The following is a 23,470-nucleotide window of genomic DNA, read 5'->3' as shown; positions in this document are numbered from 1 at the left end:
CGCTTTTCTCCACCGTTTTCTTAAATCTAAAAGTCCCTACTGGAGCCCGAACATGGCAGACAAACTCATCATTTTCGACACGACGCTTCGCGATGGCGAGCAATCCCCGGGCGCGTCGATGACAAAAGACGAGAAGATCCGGATCGCAAAAGCACTCGAAAGGATGAAGGTCGATGTCATCGAAGCCGGTTTTGCCGCCAGTTCGAACGGTGATTTCGACGCGATCCATACGATTGCGGGCCTGATCAAGGACAGCACGATCTGCTCGCTCGCCCGCGCCAACGACAAGGACATCCAGCGCGCCGCCGACGCGCTCAAGCCCGCCGATCACTTCCGGATTCATACGTTCATCGCGACCTCCGCGCTGCATATGGAAAAGAAGCTGCGCATGAGCGCCGATCAGGTCTACGAGCAGGCGCGTCTTGCCACGCGTTTCGCGCGCAAGTTCACCGATGACGTGGAATTCTCGCCGGAAGACGGCAGCCGCTCGGATCTCGACTTCCTCTGCCGCGTGCTCGAGGCGGTGATCGACGAAGGCGCGACCATCATCAATATTCCGGATACCGTCGGCTATGCCGTGCCGGAGGGCTACGGCAACCTCATCAAGACCATCCGCGAACGCGTGCCGAATTCGGACAAGGCGATCTGGTCCGTGCATTGCCACGACGACCTCGGCATGGCGGTCGCCAATTCGCTGGCCGGCGTGCATATCGGTGGGGCGCGCCAGATCGAGTGCACTATCAATGGTCTCGGCGAGCGCGCTGGGAACACGGCGCTCGAAGAAGTCGTGATGGCGATGAAAACGCGCAAGGATTATTACGGGCTGGAACTCGGTATCGACACCACGCATATTGTGCCGACTTCCAAGCTGGTGTCGCAGATCACGGGTTTTGTCGTGCAGCCGAACAAGGCCGTGGTCGGCGCGAACGCGTTTGCACATGCATCGGGCATTCACCAGGACGGCGTGCTCAAGGCGCGCGATACCTACGAAATCATGCGCGCGGAAGACGTGGGCTGGTCGACCAACAAGATCGTGCTCGGCAAGTTGTCGGGCCGGAACGCGTTCAAGCAGCGTCTGGAAGACCTCGGCGTGACGCTGGAATCGGAAACGGACGTGAACGCCGCGTTCGTGCGTTTCAAGGAGCTCGCCGACCGCAAATCGGAAATCTTCGATGAAGACATCATGGCGATCGTCTCCGAAGAATCCGCTGAGGCCCAGGCAAAGGAAACGTTCCGCTTCGTGTCGCTTGCGCAGCACTCCGAGACGGGTGAGCAGCCGCACGCACGCGTGGTGTTCGCCGTCGATGGAACCGAAGTGCGTGGCGAAGCGCGCGGCAATGGTCCGGTGGACGCGACGCTCCACGCGATTGAATCGAAGGTGACGAGCGGCGCCGAGCTCGTGCTGTACTCGGTCAACGCAATCACAACCGGTACGCAGGCTCAGGGCGAAGTGACCGTGCGCTTGTCAAAGAGCGGCCGGATTGTGAATGGCGTGGGCACGGATCCGGACATCGTGGCGGCATCGGCGAAAGCGTATCTCGCCGCGCTCAACAAGCTTCATTCGAAAGTCGAGAAGCTCAATCCGCAGCTTTCCTGATTTCGATGGATGTAAAGCAAGGCGTTTGATCCGGTCGCCTTGCTGATTGAAACGGCTCTCGCCAAAAGCGGGGGCCGTTTTTCATTGGTTTGCGATCAACGAAAATGTCCGTTTGGTTTCGGGGCCGCGACGAAAAAAATGCCGCGTTTGACGGCGGCATGATTTCAATGAATGTCTTCCCGGTGCATCAGAAGAAATTCCTGCGATCGGGATCGTGCAGCGGATCCGGCGTTTTTTGCGTCAGGCGCACGATGCCCTGGTCATCGAAATAGAAGCTGAACATCATGTACCAGTAACCTGCTTCCATATACCGGTAAGTCCAGACTTCGCGCTTCATCAGCGGAAAGTAGGACGTCTCCACGGGCCGTCCGAAATTGAGGAGCACGTCCTTGCGGGTCCACGTGCCGATCTGCGCCTTGTAGAACTCGTTTTCATCGAGAACCTGACGCACGCTCACGATTTTCCCCGATGCATCGATATCCGCCGCCGTCGTGACTTCGCCCAGCGGCTGCGTGGGCCACATCAGGCGTTTGCCGCCATTCGGCAGGTCGTACACTTCTTTCGGCGGCCCGAGCCGCGCCGTCACCGTGGACGCATCCGCGCCCGCCTGATAGTTCTGCCACGGCTGCGCACACGCAGTCAGCAACAGGGCCAGTACCATGACGGCTGGTTTTCGTATCGAATTGATCAACATTGAAGCCTCCTTCGTGTGCGTGTCCACAGGTCATCGTGGGTTTTTTGCTGTGGTGCTTATTTTGACATGGGGCGCAGCGCGTTGCGGGTGATGCGCTCGCTTGTTCAGGAAACGCGCAGGCATGCACCGATATTCCATTACGTCCCATTACGTCGATTGCCTCCATTAGCCGCGGGTTCGGGCGAAGCGGCTGTGGATATTGCACGCGGCATGTGCTGCGGCCTATGATCCCCGGTCGAGTTTTTATCCTGGATGAGCGGTATGAAATTGCACGACCGGTTGATTTCGTGGAGCGTCCGTCTTGCGGCGGCCTTGAGCCTTGGCGGTTTTGTTTTCGCTTCGTTAGCCTCGGCGGCGCCCGCGCCCGTAGCCAATCTCGCGCCGATTCGCATCGCGATGATCGAAGGCATGTCGGGGCCGTTTGCAAATGCGGGCGCGTCGGTCGAGCGCAATCTGCGTTTCGGCGTTGAACGCGTGAACGCCAATGGCGGCGTGGCATTGCCGGACGGCCGGCATCCGCTGCAACTGGTCGTCCTCGACGGCCGGGGCAGCAGCGAAGCAAGTCTCGTCCAGTTGCGCGCGGCGATCGACCAGGGAATCGGCTTCGTCACGCAGGGCAACAGTTCGGCGGTGGCCGCCGCGCTTGTCGATGCCATCAGCAAGCAGAACGCCCGCGACCCTGAACATCGCGTTGTATTCCTGAATTACTCCGCCGACGACCCGGCGCTCACCAACGAGAACTGCAGCTTCTGGCACTTTCGCTTCGATGCCCACGCGGGCATGCGCATGAACGCCCTGGCCGACGTTATCCAGCGTGAGCAATCGGTCAAGAAGGTCTATTTGTTCAACCAGGACTACAGCTTCGGCCACGATGTCAGCCGCGAAGCACAGCGTGCGTTGAAGGAGAGGCGCCCGGACATCGCAATCGTCGCGGATGAATTCATCCCGGCCGGCCGCGTGAAGGATTTCGCGCCGTACATCGCGAAGATTCGTTCGAGCGGCGCCGATGCCGTCATCACCGGCAACTGGGGCAACGACTTGACGCTGCTTGTCAAGGCGGCGCGCGAGCAGGGTCTCGACACGCATTTCTACACTTTTTACGGCAACAGCCTGGGCGCGCCCGCCGCGCTGGGCGAGGCTGGCGTGAAACACGTGGTAGCGGTGGCGGACTGGCATCCGAACGCAGGCGGAGCGGCGTCCGATACCTACTACGCAGCGTTCCGGACCCGTTTCCCGGCACCCGCCGACGATTACCTGTTCCTGCGCATGCCGCTGATGATCAAGATGCTGGCGAACGCAATGCAGCAGGCTCGCAGCGCCGATCCAACCGCTGTCGCCCGGGCGCTGGAGGGAATGAAGCTTGATACCGGCTTCCAGACAACGGAAATGCGCGCCGCCGATCATCAACTGATCCAGCCCCTTTACGTGATGGAGATGGACCGGGTTGGCACGCCGGGCGTGCGTTTCGACAACGAAGGCTCGGGTTTTGGCTTTCGCACGCTGCTGAAAATCCCGGCGGCCAGCACGTCAATGCCGACAACCTGCCAGATGAAACGTCCCGCACCTTGAAAGAAGCGCGGGAAAGCTTGGGCCCACGCCTATTGCACGATCAAGTTCGACCGCCGCGACCGTATCGACGGGCAAAATCGCTGTGCTATAATTCGCGACTTGCCGTATGTGGGGCCGGGCTTTAAATCCCGCAGAAACACGTCCGGCAAGGAATCCAAAGCCGTATTACTGGCCCAGGGAAAGATGTAGAAAACCCACGGCACGGCCCTTCTTCCGTGACCGCCTGTCCGTATCAAAGGAAAATCAAATGTCTACCGTAGTTGCTCATGCAAAGAAGTCCGACGTCGTCGCAGAATATGCGCGCGGCGCAAATGACACGGGATCGCCTGAAGTGCAGGTTGCACTGCTCACGACCCGTATCAATGAACTGACCGTTCACTTCAAGGCTCACACGAAGGATCACCACAGCCGCCGCGGTTTGCTGCGCATGGTGAGCCGCCGTCGCAAGCTGCTCGATTACCTCAAGGGCAAAGACGCTGACCGTTATCGCTCGCTGATCGAAAAGCTGGGCCTGCGCAAGTAAGCGGCTAGCGTTCACAACGAAATGCCTGTGTCAGTTTGCTGATACAGGCATTTTGTTTTTGAACGGCGCGCTCGCAATCAGCGCGTAGTCAGATCGCAAGCAGCAAAAACAGTGGGAATTATCGAAGGCTTGCATTAAAGCCAAATCCGGATCGGAAACCGATTCGACTACAGGGCCGGGCTTCGCCGCAGAGCTTTGTGTCATTCCAGCGCGTCATGCGCATTGCGTGTCGTGTTGCGTTGGAATGACATACACCCCTCTCTTGCGCGGCTGTCGGCCATCGCTTGGCTTCGCGGGGTTTATCGGCGTGTGCGGGGGTTCCGGAGGGTCCGGAGCGCACGACAACACGTGGGAATGCCGCGGGGCATAACGAAGAAGGAGTGAGAATGTTTAAGAAAATCGTCAAGGAATTCAAGTGGGGACAACACAACGTTCGCCTGGAAACAGGTGAAATCGCGCGCCAGGCAAGCGGCGCCGTGATCGTTGACGTGGAAGATACCGTAGTGCTCGCGACGGTTGTCGGCGCGAAGACGGCAAAGCCGGGCCAGGACTTTTTCCCGCTGACCGTCGACTATCTGGAAAAGACCTACGCAGCCGGCAAGATCCCAGGTGGTTTCTTCCGTCGCGAAGGCCGTCCGTCCGAAGGCGAGACGCTGATCTCGCGCTTGATCGACCGTCCGTTGCGTCCGCTGTTCCCGGAAGGCTTCTATAACGAAGTCCAGGTCGTGATTCACGTGCTGTCGCTGAACCCGGATGTGCCCGCGGACATTCCTGCGCTGATCGGCGCGTCGGCGGCTCTGGCCATCTCCGGCCTGCCGTTCAACGGCCCGGTGGGCGCTGCCCGCGTTGCGTACATCAACAATGAATTCGTGCTGAACCCGACGCGTCCGCAGATGAAGGAATCGGCGCTCGACCTGATCGTGGCCGGTACGGAACGCGCGGTGCTGATGGTGGAATCGGAAGCGCAGCAACTGACCGAAGAAGTGATGCTCGCCGCCGTGGTGTTCGGTCACGACCAGATGCAGATCGCTATCGATGCAATCCATGAACTGGTGGCCGAAGGCGGCAAGCCGGAATGGGACTGGGCGCCGGCTGCGAAAAACGAGCCGCTGATTGCGCGCGTGTCCGAACTGGCGCAAGCCGAACTGCTGTCCGTTTATCAGATTCGCGACAAGTCGGCGCGCAGCGCGAAGCTGAAGGAAGTGTACGCATCGACGACCGCGAAGCTGACCGAAGAAGCCGTTGCCCGCGGCGAAACGCCGGCTGACAAGGCGACCATCGGCAACGTGATGTTCGACATCGAAGCGAAGATCGTCCGTACGCAGATCCTGAACGGCGAGCCGCGTATTGACGGCCGCGACACCCGCACTGTCCGCCCGATCGAAATCCGTACCGGCGTGCTGCCGCGTACGCACGGTTCAGCCTTGTTCACGCGTGGCGAAACGCAGGCACTGGTCGTGGCCACGCTTGGCACGAAGGGCGACGAGCAGAACATCGACGCGCTCGAAGGCGAGTATCGCGAACGCTTCATGCTTCACTACAACATGCCTCCGTTCGCGACCGGCGAAACGGGCCGCGTCGGTTCGCCGAAGCGCCGTGAAATCGGTCACGGCCGTCTCGCCAAGCGCGCGCTCGCCGCTTGCCTGCCGAGCGCCGACGAATTCGGTTATTCGATCCGCGTGGTATCGGAAATCACGGAATCGAACGGTTCCTCGTCCATGGCGTCGGTGTGCGGCGGCTGTCTCGCGCTGATGGACGCCGGTGTCCCCATGAAGGCGCACGTTGCGGGTATCGCGATGGGCCTGATCCTCGAAGGCAACAAGTTCGCGGTGCTGACGGACATCCTGGGCGACGAAGATCACCTGGGCGACATGGACTTCAAGGTGGCGGGCACGGCGCAAGGCGTGACGGCGCTGCAGATGGACATCAAGATCCAGGGCATCACGAAGGAAATCATGCAGGTCGCGCTCGCGCAGGCGAAGGAAGGCCGCATGCATATCCTCGGCAAGATGACGACGGCGGTTCCGGGTACGAACACGAACCTGTCGGATTACGCGCCGCGCATGATCACCATGAAGATCAATCCGGAGAAGATCCGCGACGTGATCGGCAAGGGCGGTTCGGTGATCCGGGCGTTGACCGAGGAAACCAACACGACCATCGATATTTCCGATGACGGCGTGGTGACCATCGCGAGCACGAGCAGCGAAGGCATGGCGGAAGCGAAGAAGCGCATCGAGAACATCACGGCCGAAGTGGAAGTGGGCCAGGTCTACGAAGGTCCGGTACTCAAATTGCTGGACTTCGGCGCGATCATCAACATCCTGCCGGGCAAGGATGGTCTGCTGCACATCTCGGAAATCGTCAACGAGCGCATCAAGGACATCAACGATTACTTGAAGGAAGGCCAGATCGTGAAGGTCAAGGTCATCCAGACAGACGAAAAGGGTCGCGTGCGTTTGTCGGCAAAGGCGTTACTGGCTGAAGGCGGCGAGCCGATTCAACCGATCCAGCCCACGCAGCCGCAGTAATGCGGTAAGTTGGAATGGCCGGCGCGAGAAGCTCGCGTGCCGGCCGTTTTGAATGTCACGGTTCGATTGTGATTCGATGTTATTGCGGGTTCGGTTCCCCGAGTCCGCAATGCCATGAGGTTACATCGCTGTTTCACGAAGTCCGACTCGAAGGAATACGCAGATGAAAGCGATCGAAATCACCGAATTTGGCGCGCCCGAAGTTCTCAAGCTTGGCGAGCGCCCCATGCCGGAACCCAAGGCTGGCGAAGTGCTGATCAAGGTCGCGGCGTCGGGTGTGAATCGTCCGGATGTGTTTCAGCGCAAGGGCGGTTATGCGCCGCCGCCGGGTGCATCGGATCTGCCGGGGCTGGAAGTGGCGGGTGAAATCGTGCGCGGTGACTTCGATCCGAAGCACAATCCGTTCGGCCTGAAAGCGGGCGATCGTGTATGCGCGCTGCTTGCGGGCGGCGGATATGCCGAGTACGCCTGCGCGCCGCTCGAGCAATGCCTGCCGGTGCCGAAGGGATTGACGGATATTGAAGCGGCGTCGCTGCCGGAAACGTTTTTTACCGTGTGGAGCAACGTGTTCGAGCGGGCGCACCTGGGCAAAGGCGAAAATGGCGCCGAGGAAACGTTGCTGATTCAGGGCGGGTCGAGCGGCATTGGCGTGACGGCCATCCAGATTGCCAAGGCGCTTGGACATCGCGTGTTCGTGACGGCCGGATCCGACGAAAAGTGCCAGGCTTGCGAGAAGCTCGGCGCGGAGCGGGCGATCAACTACAAGACGGAAGATTTCGTCGATGTCGTCAAGTCGCTGACGAATGACCGCGGCGTGGACGTGATCCTCGACATGGTTGCGGGCGATTATCTTCCCCGCGAATTGAAAGCGCTGGCCGACGGTGGCCGCGTGGTCGTCATCGCGACGCTGGGTGGATCGAAAGCCGAGATCAACCTGAATGAGGTGTTGCGCCGTCGTCTGGTGATTACCGGGTCGACCCTGCGACCGCGTGCAGTTGCGTTCAAGGGCAAGGTCGCGGCGCAGTTGAAGGAACATGTGTGGCCGGAAGTCGAGGCCGGGCGCATCAAACCGGTGATTCACGAGGTTTTCCCCGCCGATCAGGCCGCTGCGGCGCATGAACTGATGGAAGGCAGTACGCACATTGGCAAGATCGTGCTCGACTGGAGCAAGGTCGCCTGACTGTGAACTGAATTTAGATCTGAGATAAAGCCGCCACCAGGATTTCGGCGTTTGACCGTTTTCCGCCACGCACAGTAAAATCGCATGTTGTACTGGGGCGGCGTGCCCAAAAGTTCCGGCTCCGGTTATTTTTCCACCTACTGATCGGCAGCCTCGCTGCTACGACGAGACAAATGCCGAAAGAACAAGCCAAACGCGCAAAGCTGGTGGTCGGAAACTGGAAAATGCACGGCCGGCTCATCGAAAACGCCGCGTTGCTGCAAGCAGTTGCCGCCGGCGCCGCGGGTTTGCAGAAGGGCGTGCGCACGGGTGTGTGCGTGCCGATGCCGTATCTTGCACAAGCGCAGGCGTTGCTCGCCGGATCGGTGGTTGCGTGGGGCGTGCAGGATGTATCGGCTCACAAGCAGGGTGCTTACACTGGCGAAGTCGCAGCTGGCATGGCGGCGGATTTCGATGCAACCTACGCGATCGTCGGCCATTCAGAACGGCGCGCCTATCACCATGAGCACTCGGACCTGGTGGCGGTGAAGGCGCAGCGCGCGCTCGAAGCAGGTCTAACGCCAATCGTGTGCGTGGGCGAGACGCTGGAACAGCGCGAGAATGGTTCGACCGAGCAGGTTGTCGGAACGCAGCTTGGGGCTGTTCTGCTGGTGTTGAGCGAAGAACAGGCGTCGAAGATCGTTGTCGCGTACGAACCGGTCTGGGCGATTGGTACGGGCAAAAGCGCGACGACGGAGCAGGCCCAGAAAGTTCACGCATTCTTGCGCGCGCAACTCGCGGCCAAGGGCGCAGCGGTCGCAACAGTGCCCGTACTTTATGGCGGCAGCGTCAAGCCGGAGAACGCGGAAGAATTATTCGCCGAACAGGACATCGATGGTGGATTGATTGGTGGCGCAGCGCTGAAGTCGAACGATTTTCTTGCGATTTGCCAGGCTGCACAAAACGTTTCGGCTTAATCGCCGAGTTCGAGCTTTCGAAGATGTAAGTATTTAAAAGCGCGACGCAACAGTGTCGCGTGAACATTAAAAAGTCGGGTGAACGAAATGCTGTATTTAAAGACATTGATTATTGTCGTCCAGTTGTTGTCGGCGTTTGGCGTTATTGGCCTCGTATTGCTGCAACACGGCAAGGGTGCCGATATGGGCGCTGCTTTTGGCAGTGGCGCATCCGGAAGTCTCTTCGGCGCGACCGGTTCGGCGAACTTCCTGTCGCGTACGACGGCTGTCCTCGCGGCGGTGTTTTTCATCTCCACGCTGACGCTGACTTACCTCGGAAGCTATAAGCCTGCAGCGTCCGCAGGCGTGCTGGGCGGGGCTGCCGTGACCGCGCCGGCTGCAAATCCGAACGTCGGCGCATCGGCTGCGGCTGGTGGTTCGGCACCGATTGCATCGTCGGCTCCAGGCTCGGATGTCCCGAAATAAATTTTCGCGTACCGCGCCTTTTGTGCGTTGAACAAACTGCTTAACCCAGTTATAATTTTGTTCTCGAAGCGATTACCGGCAATTAGAAGTTGTTTTACCGGATTGCAAGACAGTGCCGACGTGGTGAAATTGGTAGACACGCTATCTTGAGGGGGTAGTGGCGAAAGCTGTGCGAGTTCGAGTCTCGCCGTCGGCACCAAAAGTTATCCAATGCCAGCCGCATGCATTGCTTCGGCTGGCATTGTCACTTCTGGCGAGTGAATATGTAAGGGTTCTTACGTATGATGCGCCTTGAGTTGAAAATCGGTCAGGCAGTCGTCCTGACCGGTACACCAGATCAAACCGATTTGAGGATAGTCGTGAATCTCTCAGCCTATTATCCCGTCTTGCTGTTCCTCGTCGTGGGCACCGGTTTGGGTATCGCTCTCGTCAGCATCGGCAAGATCCTCGGTCCCAACAAGCCTGACACTGAAAAAAACGCGCCTTACGAGTGCGGCTTCGAGGCTTTCGAAGACGCGCGGATGAAGTTCGATGTGCGCTATTATCTCGTCGCTATTCTGTTCATTATTTTCGACCTTGAAACCGCCTTCCTGTTTCCGTGGGGCGTGGCCCTGCGCGACATCGGCTGGCCGGGTTTCCTGTCAATGATGGTTTTTCTGCTCGAATTCCTGCTGGGTTTCGCCTACATCTGGAGAAAGGGTGGGCTTAACTGGGAGTGAAGGGCGTCGGGTTTGAGGGTCACCCGATCACCGGATTGCTGGGCGGCTATGGCTGGCTGCTCATCTGGAGTGAAAGCAAATGAGTATCGAAGGGGTCTTGAAGGAAGGGTTTGTCACCACCACGGCTGACAAGCTGATCAACTGGACGCGCACGGGTTCGTTGTGGCCCATGACGTTCGGTCTTGCGTGTTGCGCGGTCGAGATGATGCATGCGGGCGCTGCCCGCTATGACCTGGATCGTTTTGGCGTGGTGTTTCGTCCGAGTCCGCGGCAGTCGGACGTGATGATCGTCGCCGGCACGCTGTGCAACAAGATGGCGCCCGCGCTGCGCAAGGTGTATGACCAGATGGCCGAGCCGCGCTGGGTCATCTCCATGGGTTCATGCGCCAACGGCGGTGGTTATTATCACTATTCGTATTCCGTGGTGCGTGGCTGTGACCGGATTGTTCCGGTCGATGTCTACGTGCCAGGGTGCCCGCCGACGGCTGAAGCGCTTGTCTACGGCGTGATCCAGTTGCAGGCGAAGATTCGCCGCACCAGCACGATCGCCCGCCAGTAAGCGGGGTCGACCAGCGTGGCCGTACAAGGTCGTGACGCCATCAGCATGCCGGTCCGCGTCACAGAAGTCCCATTAAGCTCCATTAAGCGTCACCAAGGCCTGAGCCTCCCCAAATATGGCAAGCAAACTCGAGACCCTGAAAGCGAACCTCGAGGCGGCGTTCGGCGACCGCCTGCATAGCATTACCGAGTCGCTCGGGCAACTGACTGTCGTCGTCAAGGCGGCAGACTACGCCGATGTAGCGCTCAAATTGCGCGACGATCGCTCGCTCGGTTTCGAGCAGCTCGTCGATCTGTGTGGCGTCGACTACTCCACGTACGGCGACGGCGCCTACGAAGGTCCGCGTTTCGCGGCCGTCCTCCATCTTCTTTCGATCGCCAACAACTGGCGTCTGCGCGTGCGCGTCTTCGCGCCGGACGACGAAGTGCCTATCGTCGCCTCGGTGGTGGACGTGTGGTCGTCGGCGAACTGGTACGAGCGCGAGGCATTCGACCTGTTCGGCATTGTGTTCGAAGGGCATCCGGACCTGCGGCGCATTCTCACCGACTATGGTTTCATCGGCCATCCGTTCCGCAAGGACTTCCCGGTGTCGGGATATGTCGAAATGCGTTACGACCCGGAAGAAAAGCGCGTCGTGTACCAGCCCGTGACGATCGAGCCGCGCGAAATCACGCCGCGAGTGATCCGCGAGGACCGCTATGGCGGTCTGAAACACTAAGAGAACGCCATGGCAGAGATCAAGAACTACACGCTCAATTTCGGCCCGCAACACCCGGCTGCGCACGGTGTGCTGCGCCTCGTGCTGGAGCTCGACGGTGAAGTGATTCAACGCGCCGACCCGCATATCGGCCTCCTGCATCGCGCTACCGAAAAGCTCGCGGAATCGAAGACCTTTATTCAGTCCGTGCCGTACATGGACCGTCTCGACTATGTGTCGATGATGGTCAACGAGCACGGCTATGTGCTGGCAATCGAGAAGCTGCTCGGCATCGATGTGCCGGTGCGCGCGAAATATATCCGCGTTCTTTTCGACGAAATCACGCGCGTGCTGAACCACCTGATGTGGATTGGCTCGCATGCGCTCGACGTCGGCGCAATGGCGGTGTTTCTGTATGCGTTCCGTGAACGTGAAGACCTGATGGACGTGTACGAAGCGGTATCCGGCGCACGGATGCACGCGGCGTATTACCGTCCGGGCGGTGTGTATCGCGACCTGCCTGACGCAATGCCGCAATACAAGGCGTCGAAAATCCGCAATGCGAAGGCGTTGTCGCGCATGAACGAGACGCGTCAGGGTTCGCTGCTTGATTTTATCGACGACTTCTTTACGCGCTTCCCTAAATGCGTGGACGAGTATGAAACGCTGCTGACCGACAACCGTATCTGGAAGCAGCGGCTTGTCGGTATTGGCGTGGTCAGTCCTGAGCGCGCATTGCAGCTCGGCATGACCGGCGCGATGCTGCGTGGCTCGGGCATTGAATGGGATTTGCGCAAGAAGCAGCCATATGAAGTCTACGACCAACTGGATTTCGATATTCCGGTGGGCGTGAACGGCGACTGTTACGACCGTTACCTCGTGCGCGTGGAAGAGATGCGTCAGTCCACGCGGATTGCGAAACAATGTATTGAGTGGCTTCGCAAGAATCCGGGCCCCGTGATGATCGACAATCACAAGATTGCGCCGCCTTCGCGCGTAGGCATGAAGACCAACATGGAAGAGCTGATTCACCACTTCAAGCTCTTCACAGAAGGTTTTCACGTGCCGGAAGGCGAGACGTATGCGGCGGTCGAGCATCCGAAGGGCGAGTTCGGCATCTATCTGGTTTCGGATGGCGCGAACAAGCCGTATCGATTGAAGATTCGTGCGCCGGGCTATGCGCATCTTGCTTCGCTCGACGAAATGGCGCGCGGCCACATGATTGCGGACGCGGTGACGATCATCGGGACGCAGGACATCGTGTTCGGCGAGATCGACCGCTGACATGGCATCGCGGACATCCGCCGTACTATGCCGGCCTGCTCGCGCAAAAGCGTTGAACAGGTCTGCAAACCAACAACAGCAGGACGCCAGGTCTGCCGCAAAAGAAGGGCGCGGCGGGTTTTCGTTCGGTAGGAACTGAAAGAGTCGTGTCTGAAATGATCTCAGCTGAAGGCCTGAAAGAAATTGATCGCGCGATCGCGAAATATCCCGTGGAGCAGAAGCAGTCCGCGGTGATGGCGGCGCTGACTGTCGCTCAGGAAGAGCATGGCTGGCTGTCGCCGGAAATCATGCAGTTCGTGGCCGACTACTTGAGCATGCCGTCTGTGGCCGTGCAGGAAGTCGCGACGTTCTACACCATGTACGAGACCGCGCCGGTCGGCAAACACAAGATCACGCTCTGTACGAACCTGCCGTGCCAGCTTGGTCCAGACGGCGGTTCCGAGAGCGCTGCGGAATACCTGAAGCAAAAGCTTGGCATCGACTTTGGCGAAACCACCGCTGACGGCAAGTTCACCTTGAAAGAAGGTGAATGCTTTGGCGCGTGCGGCGATGCACCCGTGTTGCTCGTGAACAATCATCGTATGTGCAGTTTCATGAGTCGCGAGCGGATCGACACGCTCCTCGAGGAACTATCGAAATGACGTCTCTTCACGACCGCCACATCCAGCCCCTGATTCTCGCCGGTCTCAACGGCGAAAACTGGCACCTCGAAGACTATGTGGCGCGCGGCGGTTACGCCCAGTTGCGCCGTATTCTCGAAGAAAAAATTCCGCAGGAGCAGGTGATTGCCGACGTCAAGGCGTCGGGTCTGCGTGGACGCGGCGGTGCGGGTTTCCCGACCGGTCTTAAGTGGAGCTTCATGCCGCGTCAGTTTCCGGGGCAGAAGTACCTTGTCTGCAATTCGGACGAAGGCGAACCGGGCACGTTTAAGGATCGCGACATTCTGCGCTGGAATCCGCATGCGTTGATCGAAGGCATGGCCATTGGCGCGTACGCCATGGGCATCACGGTCGGCTACAACTATATTCACGGCGAGATTTTCGAGGTCTACAAGATCTTCGAACAGGCGCTTGAAGAAGCGCGTGCGGCTGGGTATCTGGGCGCGAATATTCTTGGCTCGGGCTTTTCGTTCGAACTGTATGCGCACCATGGTTATGGCGCGTATATCTGCGGCGAAGAGACGGCGCTGCTCGAGTCGCTGGAAGGCAAGAAGGGTCAGCCGCGCTTCAAGCCGCCTTTCCCGGCGAGCTTCGGCGTGTACGGCAAGCCGACCACGATCAACAACACCGAAACGTTCGCAGCCGTGCCGTTCCTGTTGGCTATCGGCCCGCAGAAGTATCTGGAGATCGGCAAGCCGAACAACGGCGGCACGAAGATTTTCTCGGTTGCGGGCGACGTCAATCGTCCGGGCAACTTTGAAGTGCCGCTCGGTACTTCGTTTCAGACCTTGCTCGAACTGGCCGGCGGCGTGCGTGGCAAGTCGGTAAAGGCGGTGATTCCGGGTGGATCATCGGCGCCGGTTGTCCCGGGCGAGCTCATGCTGGCTACCGACATGGACTACGACTCGATCGCGAAGGCCGGATCCATGCTGGGCTCGGGCGCGGTCATTGTCATGAACGAAACGCGCTGCATGGTGCGCTCGCTCTTGCGCCTGTCGTACTTCTATTACGAGGAATCGTGCGGTCAGTGCACGCCTTGCCGCGAAGGCACGGGCTGGCTGTATCGCGTGGTGCATCGGATCGAACACGGACTGGGGCGCAAGGAAGACCTGGATCTGCTGAACTCGGTCGCCGAAAACATCATGGGCCGCACCATTTGTGCGCTCGGCGACGCAGCGGCCATGCCGGTGCGCGGCATGCTGAAGCACTTCTGGGACGAATTCGAATATCACGTCGAGCACAAACATTGTCTCGTCGACGGACATGCGCATCATGCGCACACGTCCGAAGCGCTTACCGCGTGATCAGTGATTAGGCCAAGGACCATTCCCCATCATGGTTGAATTAGAAATCGACGGCAAAAGCGTAGAAGTGCCTGAAGGCAGCATGGTGATCCAGGCTGCGCATAAGGTCGATACATACATTCCTCACTTTTGCTATCACAAGAAGCTGTCGATCGCGGCGAACTGCCGGATGTGCCTGGTCGAAGTGGAAAAGATGCCCAAGGCGGTTCCCGCCTGCGCCACGCCGGTGTCGGCGGGCATGATCGTGCGCACGAAATCGGACAAGGCCGTGAAGGCGCAGCAGTCCGTCATGGAATTCCTGCTGATCAATCACCCGCTCGATTGCCCGATTTGCGATCAGGGCGGCGAATGCCAGTTGCAGGATCTGGCCGTGGGTTACGGCAAGTCGCAGTCGCGCTACAACGAAGAAAAGCGCGTGGTGTTCCATAAGAACGTCGGGCCGCTGATCTCCATGGAAGAGATGACGCGCTGCATTCATTGCACGCGTTGCGTCCGCTTTGGTCAGGAAGTGGCCGGCGTGATGGAACTCGGCATGCTGGGTCGTGGCGAGCACTCGGAAATCACATCGTTTGTTGGCAAGACCGTGGACTCGGAATTGTCCGGCAACATGATCGACCTGTGTCCGGTCGGCGCGTTGACGAGCAAGCCGTTCCGCTACAGCGCCCGTACGTGGGAACTGTCGCGCCGCAAGTCGATCAGCCCGCACGATTCTGTTGGTGCGAATCTGGTTGTTCAGGTGAAGAACAACCGCGTGATGCGCGTTCTGCCGATGGAAAACGAATCCATCAACGAATGCTGGATCTCGGACAAGGATCGCTTCTCGTACGAATCGCTCAACAGCGACGACCGTCTCACGCAGCCCATGCTTAAGCAAGGCGGCAAGTGGATCGAGACCGACTGGCAGACGGCGCTGGAATACGTGGCGAAGGGCATCAAGGGCATTACGGCCGACCATGGCGCGAATCAGATCGCTGCCCTGGCCACGCCGCACAGCACGGTCGAAGAACTGTATTTGCTCAAGCAGTTGGCTAAAGGCGCAGGTACGCCCAACGTCGATTTCCGCCTGCGTCAGAGCGACTTCTCCGCGCCGGTTTCGGATGGCGCGCCGTGGCTTGGCGTGAAGATCGCGGATCTGTCGAATATCGATACGGCGTTTATCGTCGGCTCGTTCCTGCGTCGCGATCATCCGTTGTTCGCGGCCCGCTTGCGGCAAGCAGCGAAGGGCGGCGCGATGCTCACGTTCCTGCACGCAACCAATGACGACTCGCTGATTCCCGCCGCGCATCGCGTGGTTGCGGCGCCTTCGAAATGGCTCGAGCACCTTGGCGGTATCGCTGTTGCGGTGTCCGAGGCACGCGGCGTTGCTGCGCCGGAAGCGTTCGCTGGGCGTGAAGCATCGGCGGCGGCGAAGGACATTGCTGCGTCGCTGTCGGCTGGTGACAAGCGCGTGCTGCTGCTTGGCAACAGCGCGGTTCAGCATCCGCAGTTCGCGCAGATCCTGGCTGTGTGCCAATGGATCGCGAACGAAACGGGCGCAACGCTGGGTTATCTGACGGAAGCGGCAAACACCGTTGGCGCGCATCTTGTCGATGCACTGCCGGGGGAAGGTGGCCTCAATGCACGCGAAGCGTTCGAGCAGCCGCGCAAGGGCTATGTGCTGTTCAACGTGGAACCGGAATTCGATACCGCCAACCCTGCTCAAGCGCTCGCCGCCTTGAAACAGGCTGAAATGGTCGTTGCGTTGTCGGCGTTCAAGCACGGCATGGACTACGCCGACGTGCTGCTGCCGATCGCACCGTTCACGGAAACCTCGGGTACGTTCGTCAACGCCGAAGGTACGGCGCAGACGTTCAACGGCGTGGTCCGTCCGCTGGGCGAAACGCGTCCGGGCTGGAAGGTGCTGCGCGTGCTTGGCAGCATCCTGGGCCTGAAGGGTTTCGAATTCGATACCGCCGAAGAAGTCCGCGACGCCGCATTGGGCAAGGGCGACCTGAGCGCGCGTCTGTCGAACAAGAGCGGTGCGGCCATCAAGCCGGTGACGAAGGCTGCATCGAATCCAGGCCGCTTCGAGCGCCTTGCCGACACGCCGATCTATCACGCCGACGCATTGTCGCGCCGCGCCGAATCGTTGCACCTGACGGCTGCCGCGCGCGACGCAAACGTGGTTGCGCTGCCGACGTCGCTGTTCGAAGAACTCGGGCTTACTAACGGCGACGCCGTACGCGTTGCCCAAGGCGGTCTCTCGGTAACCCTGCCGGCGGTTCGCGACGCGAATCTGGCGGAAAGCGTGGTGCGCGTGTCGACGGGAACGCCGGCCGGCGCGGCGCTCGGGGCTCTGTTCGGTGAACTGGTAGTGGAGAAGGCGTAAATGGGCTTGTTCGATACGATCAACGCAGGCGGGACGCAGATTCTCGGTGTCGCCTGGCCCACCGTGTGGGCGGTCATCCGCATTCTCGTGGTGTCGGTGGTGATCCTGCTGTGCGTCGCGTACCTGATTCTGTGGGAACGCAAGCTGATCGGCTGGATGCACGTGCGTCTCGGCCCGAATCGCGTGGGTCCGCTCGGGCTGTTGCAGCCGATCGCCGACGTGCTGAAGCTGCTGCTGAAGGAAGTGATTCAGCCAACGCAAGCCAGCCGCTGGATCTACCTGATCGCGCCGATCATGACCGTGGTGCCCGCGTTCGCGGTGTGGGCGGTGATTCCGTTCCAGGCGAAAGCGGTGCTGGGCGACGTCAACGCCGGGCTGCTCTACGTGATGGCGATTTCGTCCATTGGCGTGTATGGCGTGATCCTGGCCGGCTGGGCGTCGAACTCGAAATACGCGTTCCTTGGCGCCATGCGCGCCGCGGCGCAAATGGTGTCGTACGAAATTTCGATGGGCTTCGCGCTCGTCGTCGTGCTGATGGTCACGGGCAGCCTGAACATGTCGGCTATCGTGGTCTCGCAGGAACATGGCATCTTCGCGAACTGGGGCATCAACTTCCTGTCGTGGAACTGGCTGCCGCTTCTGCCCATGTTCGTCGTGTACTTCATCTCGGGCATTGCCGAGACGAACCGTCACCCGTTCGACGTGGTGGAAGGCGAGTCGGAGATTGTCGCGGGCCACATGATCGATTATTCGGGCATGGCGTTCGCGCTGTTCTTCCTCGCCGAGTACATCAACATGATCGTGATCTCGGCGATTGCATCGACCTTGTTCCTTGGTGGCTGGAGCGCGCCGTTCGGTTTCCTGTCCTTCATCCCGGGCATTTTCTGGTTCGTGCTGAAGATCTTTTTCCTGCTGTCCGTATTCATCTGGGCCCGTGCAACGTTCCCGCGTTATCGCTACGACCAGATCATGCGTCTTGGCTGGAAAATCTTTCTGCCGGTGTCGGTGGTGTGGGTGGTCGTGGTCGGTTTCTGGATCATGTCGCCGCTGAACATCTGGAAATAATGGGCGGATGAAAAAACCATGAACGCATTACAGAATTTCTTCAAGACGTTTTTTCTGACCGAGTTGCTGAAAGGCCTCGCGCTGACGGGTGGTTACCTGTTCCAGCGCAAGGTGACGGTTCAGTTTCCGGAGGAGAAGACGCCGATCTCCCCGCGTTTTCGTGGCCTGCACGCATTGCGCCGATACGAAAACGGCGAAGAGCGCTGCATCGCATGCAAGTTGTGCGAAGCCGTGTGCCCGGCGCTCGCGATCACCATCGAATCGGAAACGCGCGCCGACAACACGCGCCGTACCACGCGTTATGACATCGACCTGACCAAGTGCATTTTCTGCGGGTTCTGCGAAGAAAGCTGCCCGGTCGATTCGATTGTCGAAACGCACATTCTCGAGTATCACGGCGAGAAACGCGGCGACCTGTATTTCACGAAAGACATGCTGCTCGCAGTGGGCGACCGTTATGAAACGGAGATTGCCGCTGCGAAGGCGGCTGACGCGCCTTATCGGTAAAGCGAAGCGGGGCGCATGAGTCATCGCGCCTTTTGCTGTTCCTGCATTTGAATTGACCTGCTGTTCCGGCCCGCGCGCCATGGTTGTAAGTTGCGTCCTTCAAACGATGCGACACGGCGCGCTTGTGTCAAAACACAAAGCCTAACGATGAACCGGTAATCATGGAATTCACGACCGTACTGTTTTACATCTTCGCGCTACTGCTGGTTGTTTCGGCGCTGAAGGTGATCACTTCGCGCAATCCTGTGTCATCCGCGCTGTTCCTCGTGCTCGCGTTCTTCAACGCGGCCGCGATCTGGATGCTGCTCGAAGCCGAATTCCTCGCCATTCTGCTGGTTCTCGTCTATGTCGGCGCGGTCATGGTGCTGTTCCTCTTCGTGGTGATGATGCTCGACATCAACCTCGACGTGCTGCACCGGGACTTCAAGCGATTCGTGCCCATCGCAAGCATTGTGGGCGCGATCATCATTATCGAAACGGCCCTGATCCTGTGGCACGGCTACGGCGCGACGGTGACGCCGGTACACGACGCCATGCTGGTCAACGGCGTGGGCGCAGGCGTGGGTCCGAACGAAGTGATGTCGAACTCGCACCTGATCGGCAAGGTGATCTACACCGACTACATCTTCGCGTTTGAAATCGCAGGCCTGATCCTGCTGGTCGCGATCATCGCAGCAATCTCGCTGACCATTCGCGAGAAGAAGGACAACAAGCGCCAGAGCGTGAGCGACCAGGTCAAGGTGCGAGCCAAGGATCGCGTGCGGATTGTGAAGATGAAGTCCGAACAGGAAGCGCCGGATGCCACGACCAACCCGCCGCCCGTTACCGGCAATGCCGGCGCCGGCACGGTCGACAACAAAGGCTGAGGAGAAAAACAATCATGTTGAGTCTTGCCCATTACCTCGTGCTCGGCGCGATCCTGTTCGCGATCAGCATTGTCGGCATTTTCCTGAACCGGCGTAACGTGATCATCATCCTGATGGCGATCGAACTGATGCTGCTGGCGGTGAATACCAACTTCGTCGCGTTCTCGCACTATCTCGGCGACATCCACGGCCAGATTTTCGTGTTCTTCGTGCTGACCGTCGCGGCAGCCGAGGCGGCCATCGGTCTCGCCATTCTGGTCACGTTGTTCCGCAGTCTCGACACGATCAACGTCGAAGATCTCGATCAGCTCAAAGGTTAATTTCAGGCAAGACAGATATGTCCACGACACTCAATGAAAACCTTCTGCTTGCGATCCCGCTGGCGCCGCTTGCCGGTTCGCTGATAGCGGGGCTGTTCGGCTGGAAGATCGGCCGCCGCGGCTCGCACAGCATCACCATTCTCGGTGTGGCGATCTCGCTGGTGCTTTCGTGTTTCGTCTTCCTCGACGTCATGAACGGCGCGAGCTTCAACGCGACCATCTACGAATGGATGACGGTCGGCCCGCTCAAGATGGAGATCGGCTTCCTGGTCGATTCGCTGACCGCGATGATGATGGTGATCGTCACCTTCGTCTCGCTGATGGTGCACATCTACACGATCGGCTACATGGCCGACGAAGAAACGGGCTACGAGCGCTTCTTCTCGTACATCTCGCTCTTCACGTTCTCCATGCTGATGCTCGTCATGAGCAACAACTTCCTGCAGTTGTTCTTTGGCTGGGAAGCGGTGGGTCTCGTGTCGTATCTGCTGATCGGTTTCTACTTCACGCGTCCGACAGCCATCTACGCGAACATGAAGGCGTTCCTGGTCAACCGCGTGGGCGACTTTGGCTTCCTGCTTGGCATTGGCTTGTTGCTAGCGTTTGCGGGATCGCTGAATTACGGCGATGTCTTCGCGCATCGCACGGAACTGGCCGGCATGACGTTTCCCGGTACCGACTGGGGTCTGCTGACGGTCGCGTGTATCTGCCTGTTCATTGGCGCGATGGGTAAGTCGGCGCAATTCCCGCTGCACGTGTGGCTGCCCGATTCCATGGAAGGCCCGACGCCGATTTCCGCACTGATTCACGCGGCGACCATGGTGACGGCGGGTATCTTCATGGTCACGCGCATGTCGCCGCTGTTCGAACTGTCGGATTCGGCGCTGTCGTTCGTCACGGTGATCGGCGCGATCACGGCCTTGTTCATGGGCTTCCTTGGCGTGGTGCAGAACGACATCAAGCGTGTGGTGGCTTATTCCACGCTGTCGCAGCTCGGCTACATGACGGTCGCGCTTGGCGTGTCGGCTTATCCGGTTGCGGTGTTCCACCTTGCAACGCACGCGTTCTTCAAGGCGCTGCTGTTCCTTGGCGCGGGTTCGGTGATCATCGGCATGCATCACGACCAGGACATGCGCAACATGGGCGGCCTGCGTAAATACATGCCAATCACGTGGATCACGTCGCTGCTTGGTTCGCTGGCATTGATCGGTACGCCTTTCTTCTCCGGCTTCTATTCAAAAGATTCGATTATCGACGCGGTGAAGCTATCGCATCTGCCGGGTTCGGGTTTCGCGTACTTCGCCGTGGTTGCAAGCGTGTTCGTTACCGCGCTTTATTCGTTCCGTATGTACTTCATGGTTTTCCATGGAAAGGAGCGTTTCCGCGGTCCGAAGCATCCGGAAAGCCCGATGGCGATCGAAGCCGCAGCGCATGCGCACGATTCGCATGATCATGATTCACACGGCCACGACGATCATGGACATGGTCATGGCCCGCACGTGCCGCATGAAACGCCCTGGGTGATTACCGTGCCGCTGATTCTGCTGGCGATTCCGTCGGTGATCATTGGCGCGCTGGCGATCGGTCCCATGTTGTTCGGCGATTTCTTTGCTCACGGCGTTGTGTTCGACCGCGTAATTTTTATCGGCGAGAACCATCCGGCGCTGCACGAAATGGCCGAGGAATTCCACGGCTGGTTCGCAATGGGCCTTCATTCGGTCGCGGGTCTGCCGGTATGGCTCGCGCTCGCGGGCGTGGTGGTGTCGTGGTTCCTGTATCTCAAGCGGACGGATCTGCCGGGCGTGATCAAGCAACGCTTCCTGCCGATCTACAACTTGCTCGATAACAAGTACTACCTCGACAAGATCAACGATGTCGTATTTGCAAAGGGTGCGGTCGCCATTGGCCGCGGACTCTGGAAAGAGGGCGATGTCGCCGTTATCGACGGTATCGTCAACGGTCTCGCGAAGTTCGTCGGCTGGTTTGCCGGTGTGATTCGCTTCCTTCAATCCGGTTACATCTATCACTACGCGTTCGCCATGATCATTGGCATGTTGGGGCTCTTGACCCTGTTTGTAACGCTCGGCGGCAAATAAGGCGGGGACACCTATCTATGCACTCTTTTCCAATTCTCAGTCTCGCGATCTGGTTACCGATCATTGTCGGTATCCTTGTACTGGCGGTAGGCAACGACAACAATCCGGCACCGGCGCGCTGGCTTGCGCTGATTGGCTCGATTCTCGGGCTGGTCGTCACGATTCCCTTGATTACGGGCTTCGACAATTCAACGGCTGCGCTGCAGTTCGAAGAGAACGTAAGCTGGATCGAACGTTTCAACATCTCGTATCACCTGGGTGTCGACGGTCTTTCAATGTGGTTTGTGGTCCTGACCGCGTTGATCACCGTGATTACGGTGATCTCGGCGTGGGAAGTCATCACGGTGCGCGTGTCGCAATACCTGGCTGCGTTCCTGATCCTGTCGGGCCTCATGATCGGCGTGTTCTCGACCGCCGACGGCATGTTGTTCTACGTATTCTTCGAAGCCACGCTGATCCCGATGTACATCATCATCGGCGTGTGGGGCGGGGCGAATCGCGTCTACGCAGCGTTCAAGTTCTTCCTGTACACGCTGATGGGCTCGCTGCTCATGCTGATCGCGTTGTTGTACCTGTACACACAGACGCACACGTTCGATATCGCCACGTGGCAGGCATTGAAGATCGGTTTCACGCCGCAGATATTGTTGTTCATAGCGTTCTTCATGGCGTTTGCCGTGAAGGTGCCGATGTGGCCGGTCCACACGTGGTTGCCTGACGCCCACGTAGAAGCGCCGACGGGCGGCTCGGTCGTGCTGGCCGCGATCATGCTGAAGCTCGGCGCGTACGGTTTCATTCGCTTCTCGCTGCCCATTGCGCCGGATGCAAGCCATTTCCTGGCGCCGGTGGTGATCACGCTGTCGCTGATTGCGGTGATCTACATCGGTTTCGTGGCGCTGGTGCAGGAAGACATGAAGAAGCTGGTGGCGTATTCGTCGATTGCGCACATGGGCTTCGTCACGCTCGGTTTCTTCATCTTCAATACGCTTGGCATGGAAGGCGCGATCATCCAGATGATCTCGCACGGCTTTGTCTCGGGCGCGATGTTCCTGTGTATCGGCGTGCTGTATGACCGCATGCACTCGCGCCGGATCTCGGACTACGGCGGCGTGGTGAACGTCATGCCGAAGTTCGCGGCGTTTGCCATGCTGTTCGCCATGGCCAACTGCGGCTTGCCGGGTACTTCAGGGTTCGTCGGTGAATTCATGGTGATTCTGGCGGCTGTAAAGTTCAACTTCTGGATCGGTTTCCTCGCGACGTTCACGCTGGTTCTCGGCGCGGCCTACACGCTCTGGATGTACAAGCGCGTGCACTTCGGCGCGGTGGCCAACGACCATGTCGCGAAACTGAAAGACATCAACAAGCGCGAGTTCTTCATGCTGGCCGTGCTTGCTGTATTTACGCTGTACATGGGCCTGTACCCGAAGCCTTTCACCGATGTGATGCACGCATCTGTGGAAAATCTCCTCTCCCACGTCGCGCAGTCGAAACTGCCGCTGGCCCAGTAACGC

At 59.2% G+C, this 23,470-nt stretch carries 21 protein-coding genes and 1 tRNA gene; 21 read left to right on the top strand and 1 reads right to left on the bottom strand.

Features of this window, described 5'->3' with window-relative positions; translation table 11 throughout:
* The first annotated feature begins 52 nt into the window (after positions 1-52).
* A complete protein-coding gene (locus ACRWA7_RS27455; RefSeq protein ID WP_060858503.1) occupies positions 53-1,597 on the top strand; it encodes a 2-isopropylmalate synthase in 1,545 nt (514 codons plus the stop codon).
* Positions 1,598-1,784: 187 nt separating this feature from the next.
* On the opposite strand, the gene ACRWA7_RS27450 is transcribed toward ACRWA7_RS27455, so the two are convergent.
* Complete coding sequence (locus ACRWA7_RS27450; protein ID WP_060858504.1) at positions 1,785-2,291, bottom strand: hypothetical protein; 507 nt, start codon at positions 2,289-2,291, stop codon at positions 1,785-1,787.
* A 252-nt stretch (positions 2,292-2,543) separates the two neighbouring features.
* On the opposite strand from ACRWA7_RS27450, the gene ACRWA7_RS27445 reads away from it, so the two are divergent.
* The 20 genes from ACRWA7_RS27445 (at position 2,544) to ACRWA7_RS27350 (ending at position 23,467) form a co-directional block, all read left to right on the top strand.
* On the top strand, positions 2,544-3,860 hold the full coding sequence (locus tag ACRWA7_RS27445) for a branched-chain amino acid ABC transporter substrate-binding protein (protein WP_438393483.1): 1,317 nt from the start codon (positions 2,544-2,546) through the stop codon (positions 3,858-3,860).
* Positions 3,861-4,107: 247 nt separating this feature from the next.
* Complete coding sequence (rpsO, locus tag ACRWA7_RS27440; protein WP_060858505.1) at positions 4,108-4,383, top strand: 30S ribosomal protein S15; 276 nt, start codon at positions 4,108-4,110, stop codon at positions 4,381-4,383.
* A gap of 380 nt (positions 4,384-4,763) precedes the next feature.
* A complete protein-coding gene (gene pnp, locus ACRWA7_RS27435) occupies positions 4,764-6,914 on the top strand; it encodes a polyribonucleotide nucleotidyltransferase (RefSeq protein ID WP_438393480.1) in 2,151 nt (716 codons plus the stop codon).
* A gap of 163 nt (positions 6,915-7,077) precedes the next feature.
* Positions 7,078-8,094, top strand: coding sequence for an NAD(P)H-quinone oxidoreductase (locus tag ACRWA7_RS27430; protein WP_438393479.1), 1,017 nt, complete (start codon positions 7,078-7,080; stop codon positions 8,092-8,094).
* Positions 8,095-8,267: 173 nt separating this feature from the next.
* Positions 8,268-9,050, top strand: a complete 783-nt coding sequence (gene tpiA, locus ACRWA7_RS27425; protein ID WP_438393477.1) for a triose-phosphate isomerase — start codon at positions 8,268-8,270, stop codon at positions 9,048-9,050.
* Positions 9,051-9,137: 87 nt separating this feature from the next.
* Positions 9,138-9,515: a preprotein translocase subunit SecG gene (secG, locus tag ACRWA7_RS27420; protein WP_060858509.1), complete on the top strand. Its 378-nt coding sequence runs from the start codon at positions 9,138-9,140 to the stop codon at positions 9,513-9,515.
* A 114-nt stretch (positions 9,516-9,629) separates the two neighbouring features.
* Positions 9,630-9,714, top strand: a tRNA-Leu gene (locus ACRWA7_RS27415).
* A gap of 160 nt (positions 9,715-9,874) precedes the next feature.
* On the top strand, positions 9,875-10,234 hold the full coding sequence (locus ACRWA7_RS27410) for an NADH-quinone oxidoreductase subunit A (protein WP_060858547.1): 360 nt from the start codon (positions 9,875-9,877) through the stop codon (positions 10,232-10,234).
* A gap of 79 nt (positions 10,235-10,313) precedes the next feature.
* Entirely contained in the window at positions 10,314-10,793 is a 480-nt protein-coding gene (locus tag ACRWA7_RS27405) for a NuoB/complex I 20 kDa subunit family protein (RefSeq protein ID WP_027819582.1), read from the top strand.
* 115 nt (positions 10,794-10,908) lie between these two features.
* Positions 10,909-11,511 (top strand): NADH-quinone oxidoreductase subunit C, encoded by a 603-nt coding sequence (locus ACRWA7_RS27400; protein ID WP_060858510.1) that lies wholly within the window; start codon positions 10,909-10,911, stop codon positions 11,509-11,511.
* 9 nt (positions 11,512-11,520) lie between these two features.
* Positions 11,521-12,774: an NADH-quinone oxidoreductase subunit D gene (locus ACRWA7_RS27395; protein ID WP_060858511.1), complete on the top strand. Its 1,254-nt coding sequence runs from the start codon at positions 11,521-11,523 to the stop codon at positions 12,772-12,774.
* A gap of 155 nt (positions 12,775-12,929) precedes the next feature.
* Positions 12,930-13,415: an NADH-quinone oxidoreductase subunit NuoE gene (gene nuoE / locus ACRWA7_RS27390; RefSeq protein ID WP_060858512.1), complete on the top strand. Its 486-nt coding sequence runs from the start codon at positions 12,930-12,932 to the stop codon at positions 13,413-13,415.
* Positions 13,412-14,737, top strand: coding sequence for an NADH-quinone oxidoreductase subunit NuoF (nuoF, locus tag ACRWA7_RS27385; protein ID WP_438393475.1), 1,326 nt, complete (start codon positions 13,412-13,414; stop codon positions 14,735-14,737). Before nuoE ends, nuoF begins: the two co-directional genes overlap by 4 nt.
* 31 nt (positions 14,738-14,768) lie before the next feature.
* Positions 14,769-17,105: an NADH-quinone oxidoreductase subunit NuoG gene (nuoG, locus tag ACRWA7_RS27380; RefSeq protein ID WP_438393473.1), complete on the top strand. Its 2,337-nt coding sequence runs from the start codon at positions 14,769-14,771 to the stop codon at positions 17,103-17,105.
* Complete coding sequence (gene nuoH / locus ACRWA7_RS27375; RefSeq protein ID WP_060858515.1) at positions 17,106-18,170, top strand: NADH-quinone oxidoreductase subunit NuoH; 1,065 nt, start codon at positions 17,106-17,108, stop codon at positions 18,168-18,170.
* 18 nt (positions 18,171-18,188) lie between these two features.
* Complete coding sequence (gene nuoI / locus ACRWA7_RS27370; protein ID WP_050381450.1) at positions 18,189-18,677, top strand: NADH-quinone oxidoreductase subunit NuoI; 489 nt, start codon at positions 18,189-18,191, stop codon at positions 18,675-18,677.
* Between the two features lie 161 nt (positions 18,678-18,838).
* Complete coding sequence (locus tag ACRWA7_RS27365) at positions 18,839-19,543, top strand: NADH-quinone oxidoreductase subunit J (RefSeq protein WP_438393471.1); 705 nt, start codon at positions 18,839-18,841, stop codon at positions 19,541-19,543.
* 14 nt (positions 19,544-19,557) lie between these two features.
* The gene (nuoK, locus tag ACRWA7_RS27360) at positions 19,558-19,863 is read left to right on the top strand and encodes an NADH-quinone oxidoreductase subunit NuoK (RefSeq protein ID WP_031360677.1); all 306 of its coding nucleotides are present in this window, start codon (positions 19,558-19,560) and stop codon (positions 19,861-19,863) included.
* A 17-nt stretch (positions 19,864-19,880) separates the two neighbouring features.
* A complete protein-coding gene (gene nuoL / locus ACRWA7_RS27355; RefSeq protein WP_438393469.1) occupies positions 19,881-21,959 on the top strand; it encodes an NADH-quinone oxidoreductase subunit L in 2,079 nt (692 codons plus the stop codon).
* A 17-nt stretch (positions 21,960-21,976) separates the two neighbouring features.
* Complete coding sequence (locus tag ACRWA7_RS27350; protein ID WP_060858518.1) at positions 21,977-23,467, top strand: NADH-quinone oxidoreductase subunit M; 1,491 nt, start codon at positions 21,977-21,979, stop codon at positions 23,465-23,467.
* Positions 23,468-23,470: the final 3 nt, after the last annotated feature.

Source organism: Caballeronia sp. DA-9 (assembly GCF_051615025.1).
Lineage (GTDB): Bacteria > Pseudomonadota > Gammaproteobacteria > Burkholderiales > Burkholderiaceae > Caballeronia > Caballeronia sordidicola.
Note: the sequence above shows the minus strand (reverse complement) of the source record. Positions and strands in the feature narration are given on the sequence as shown.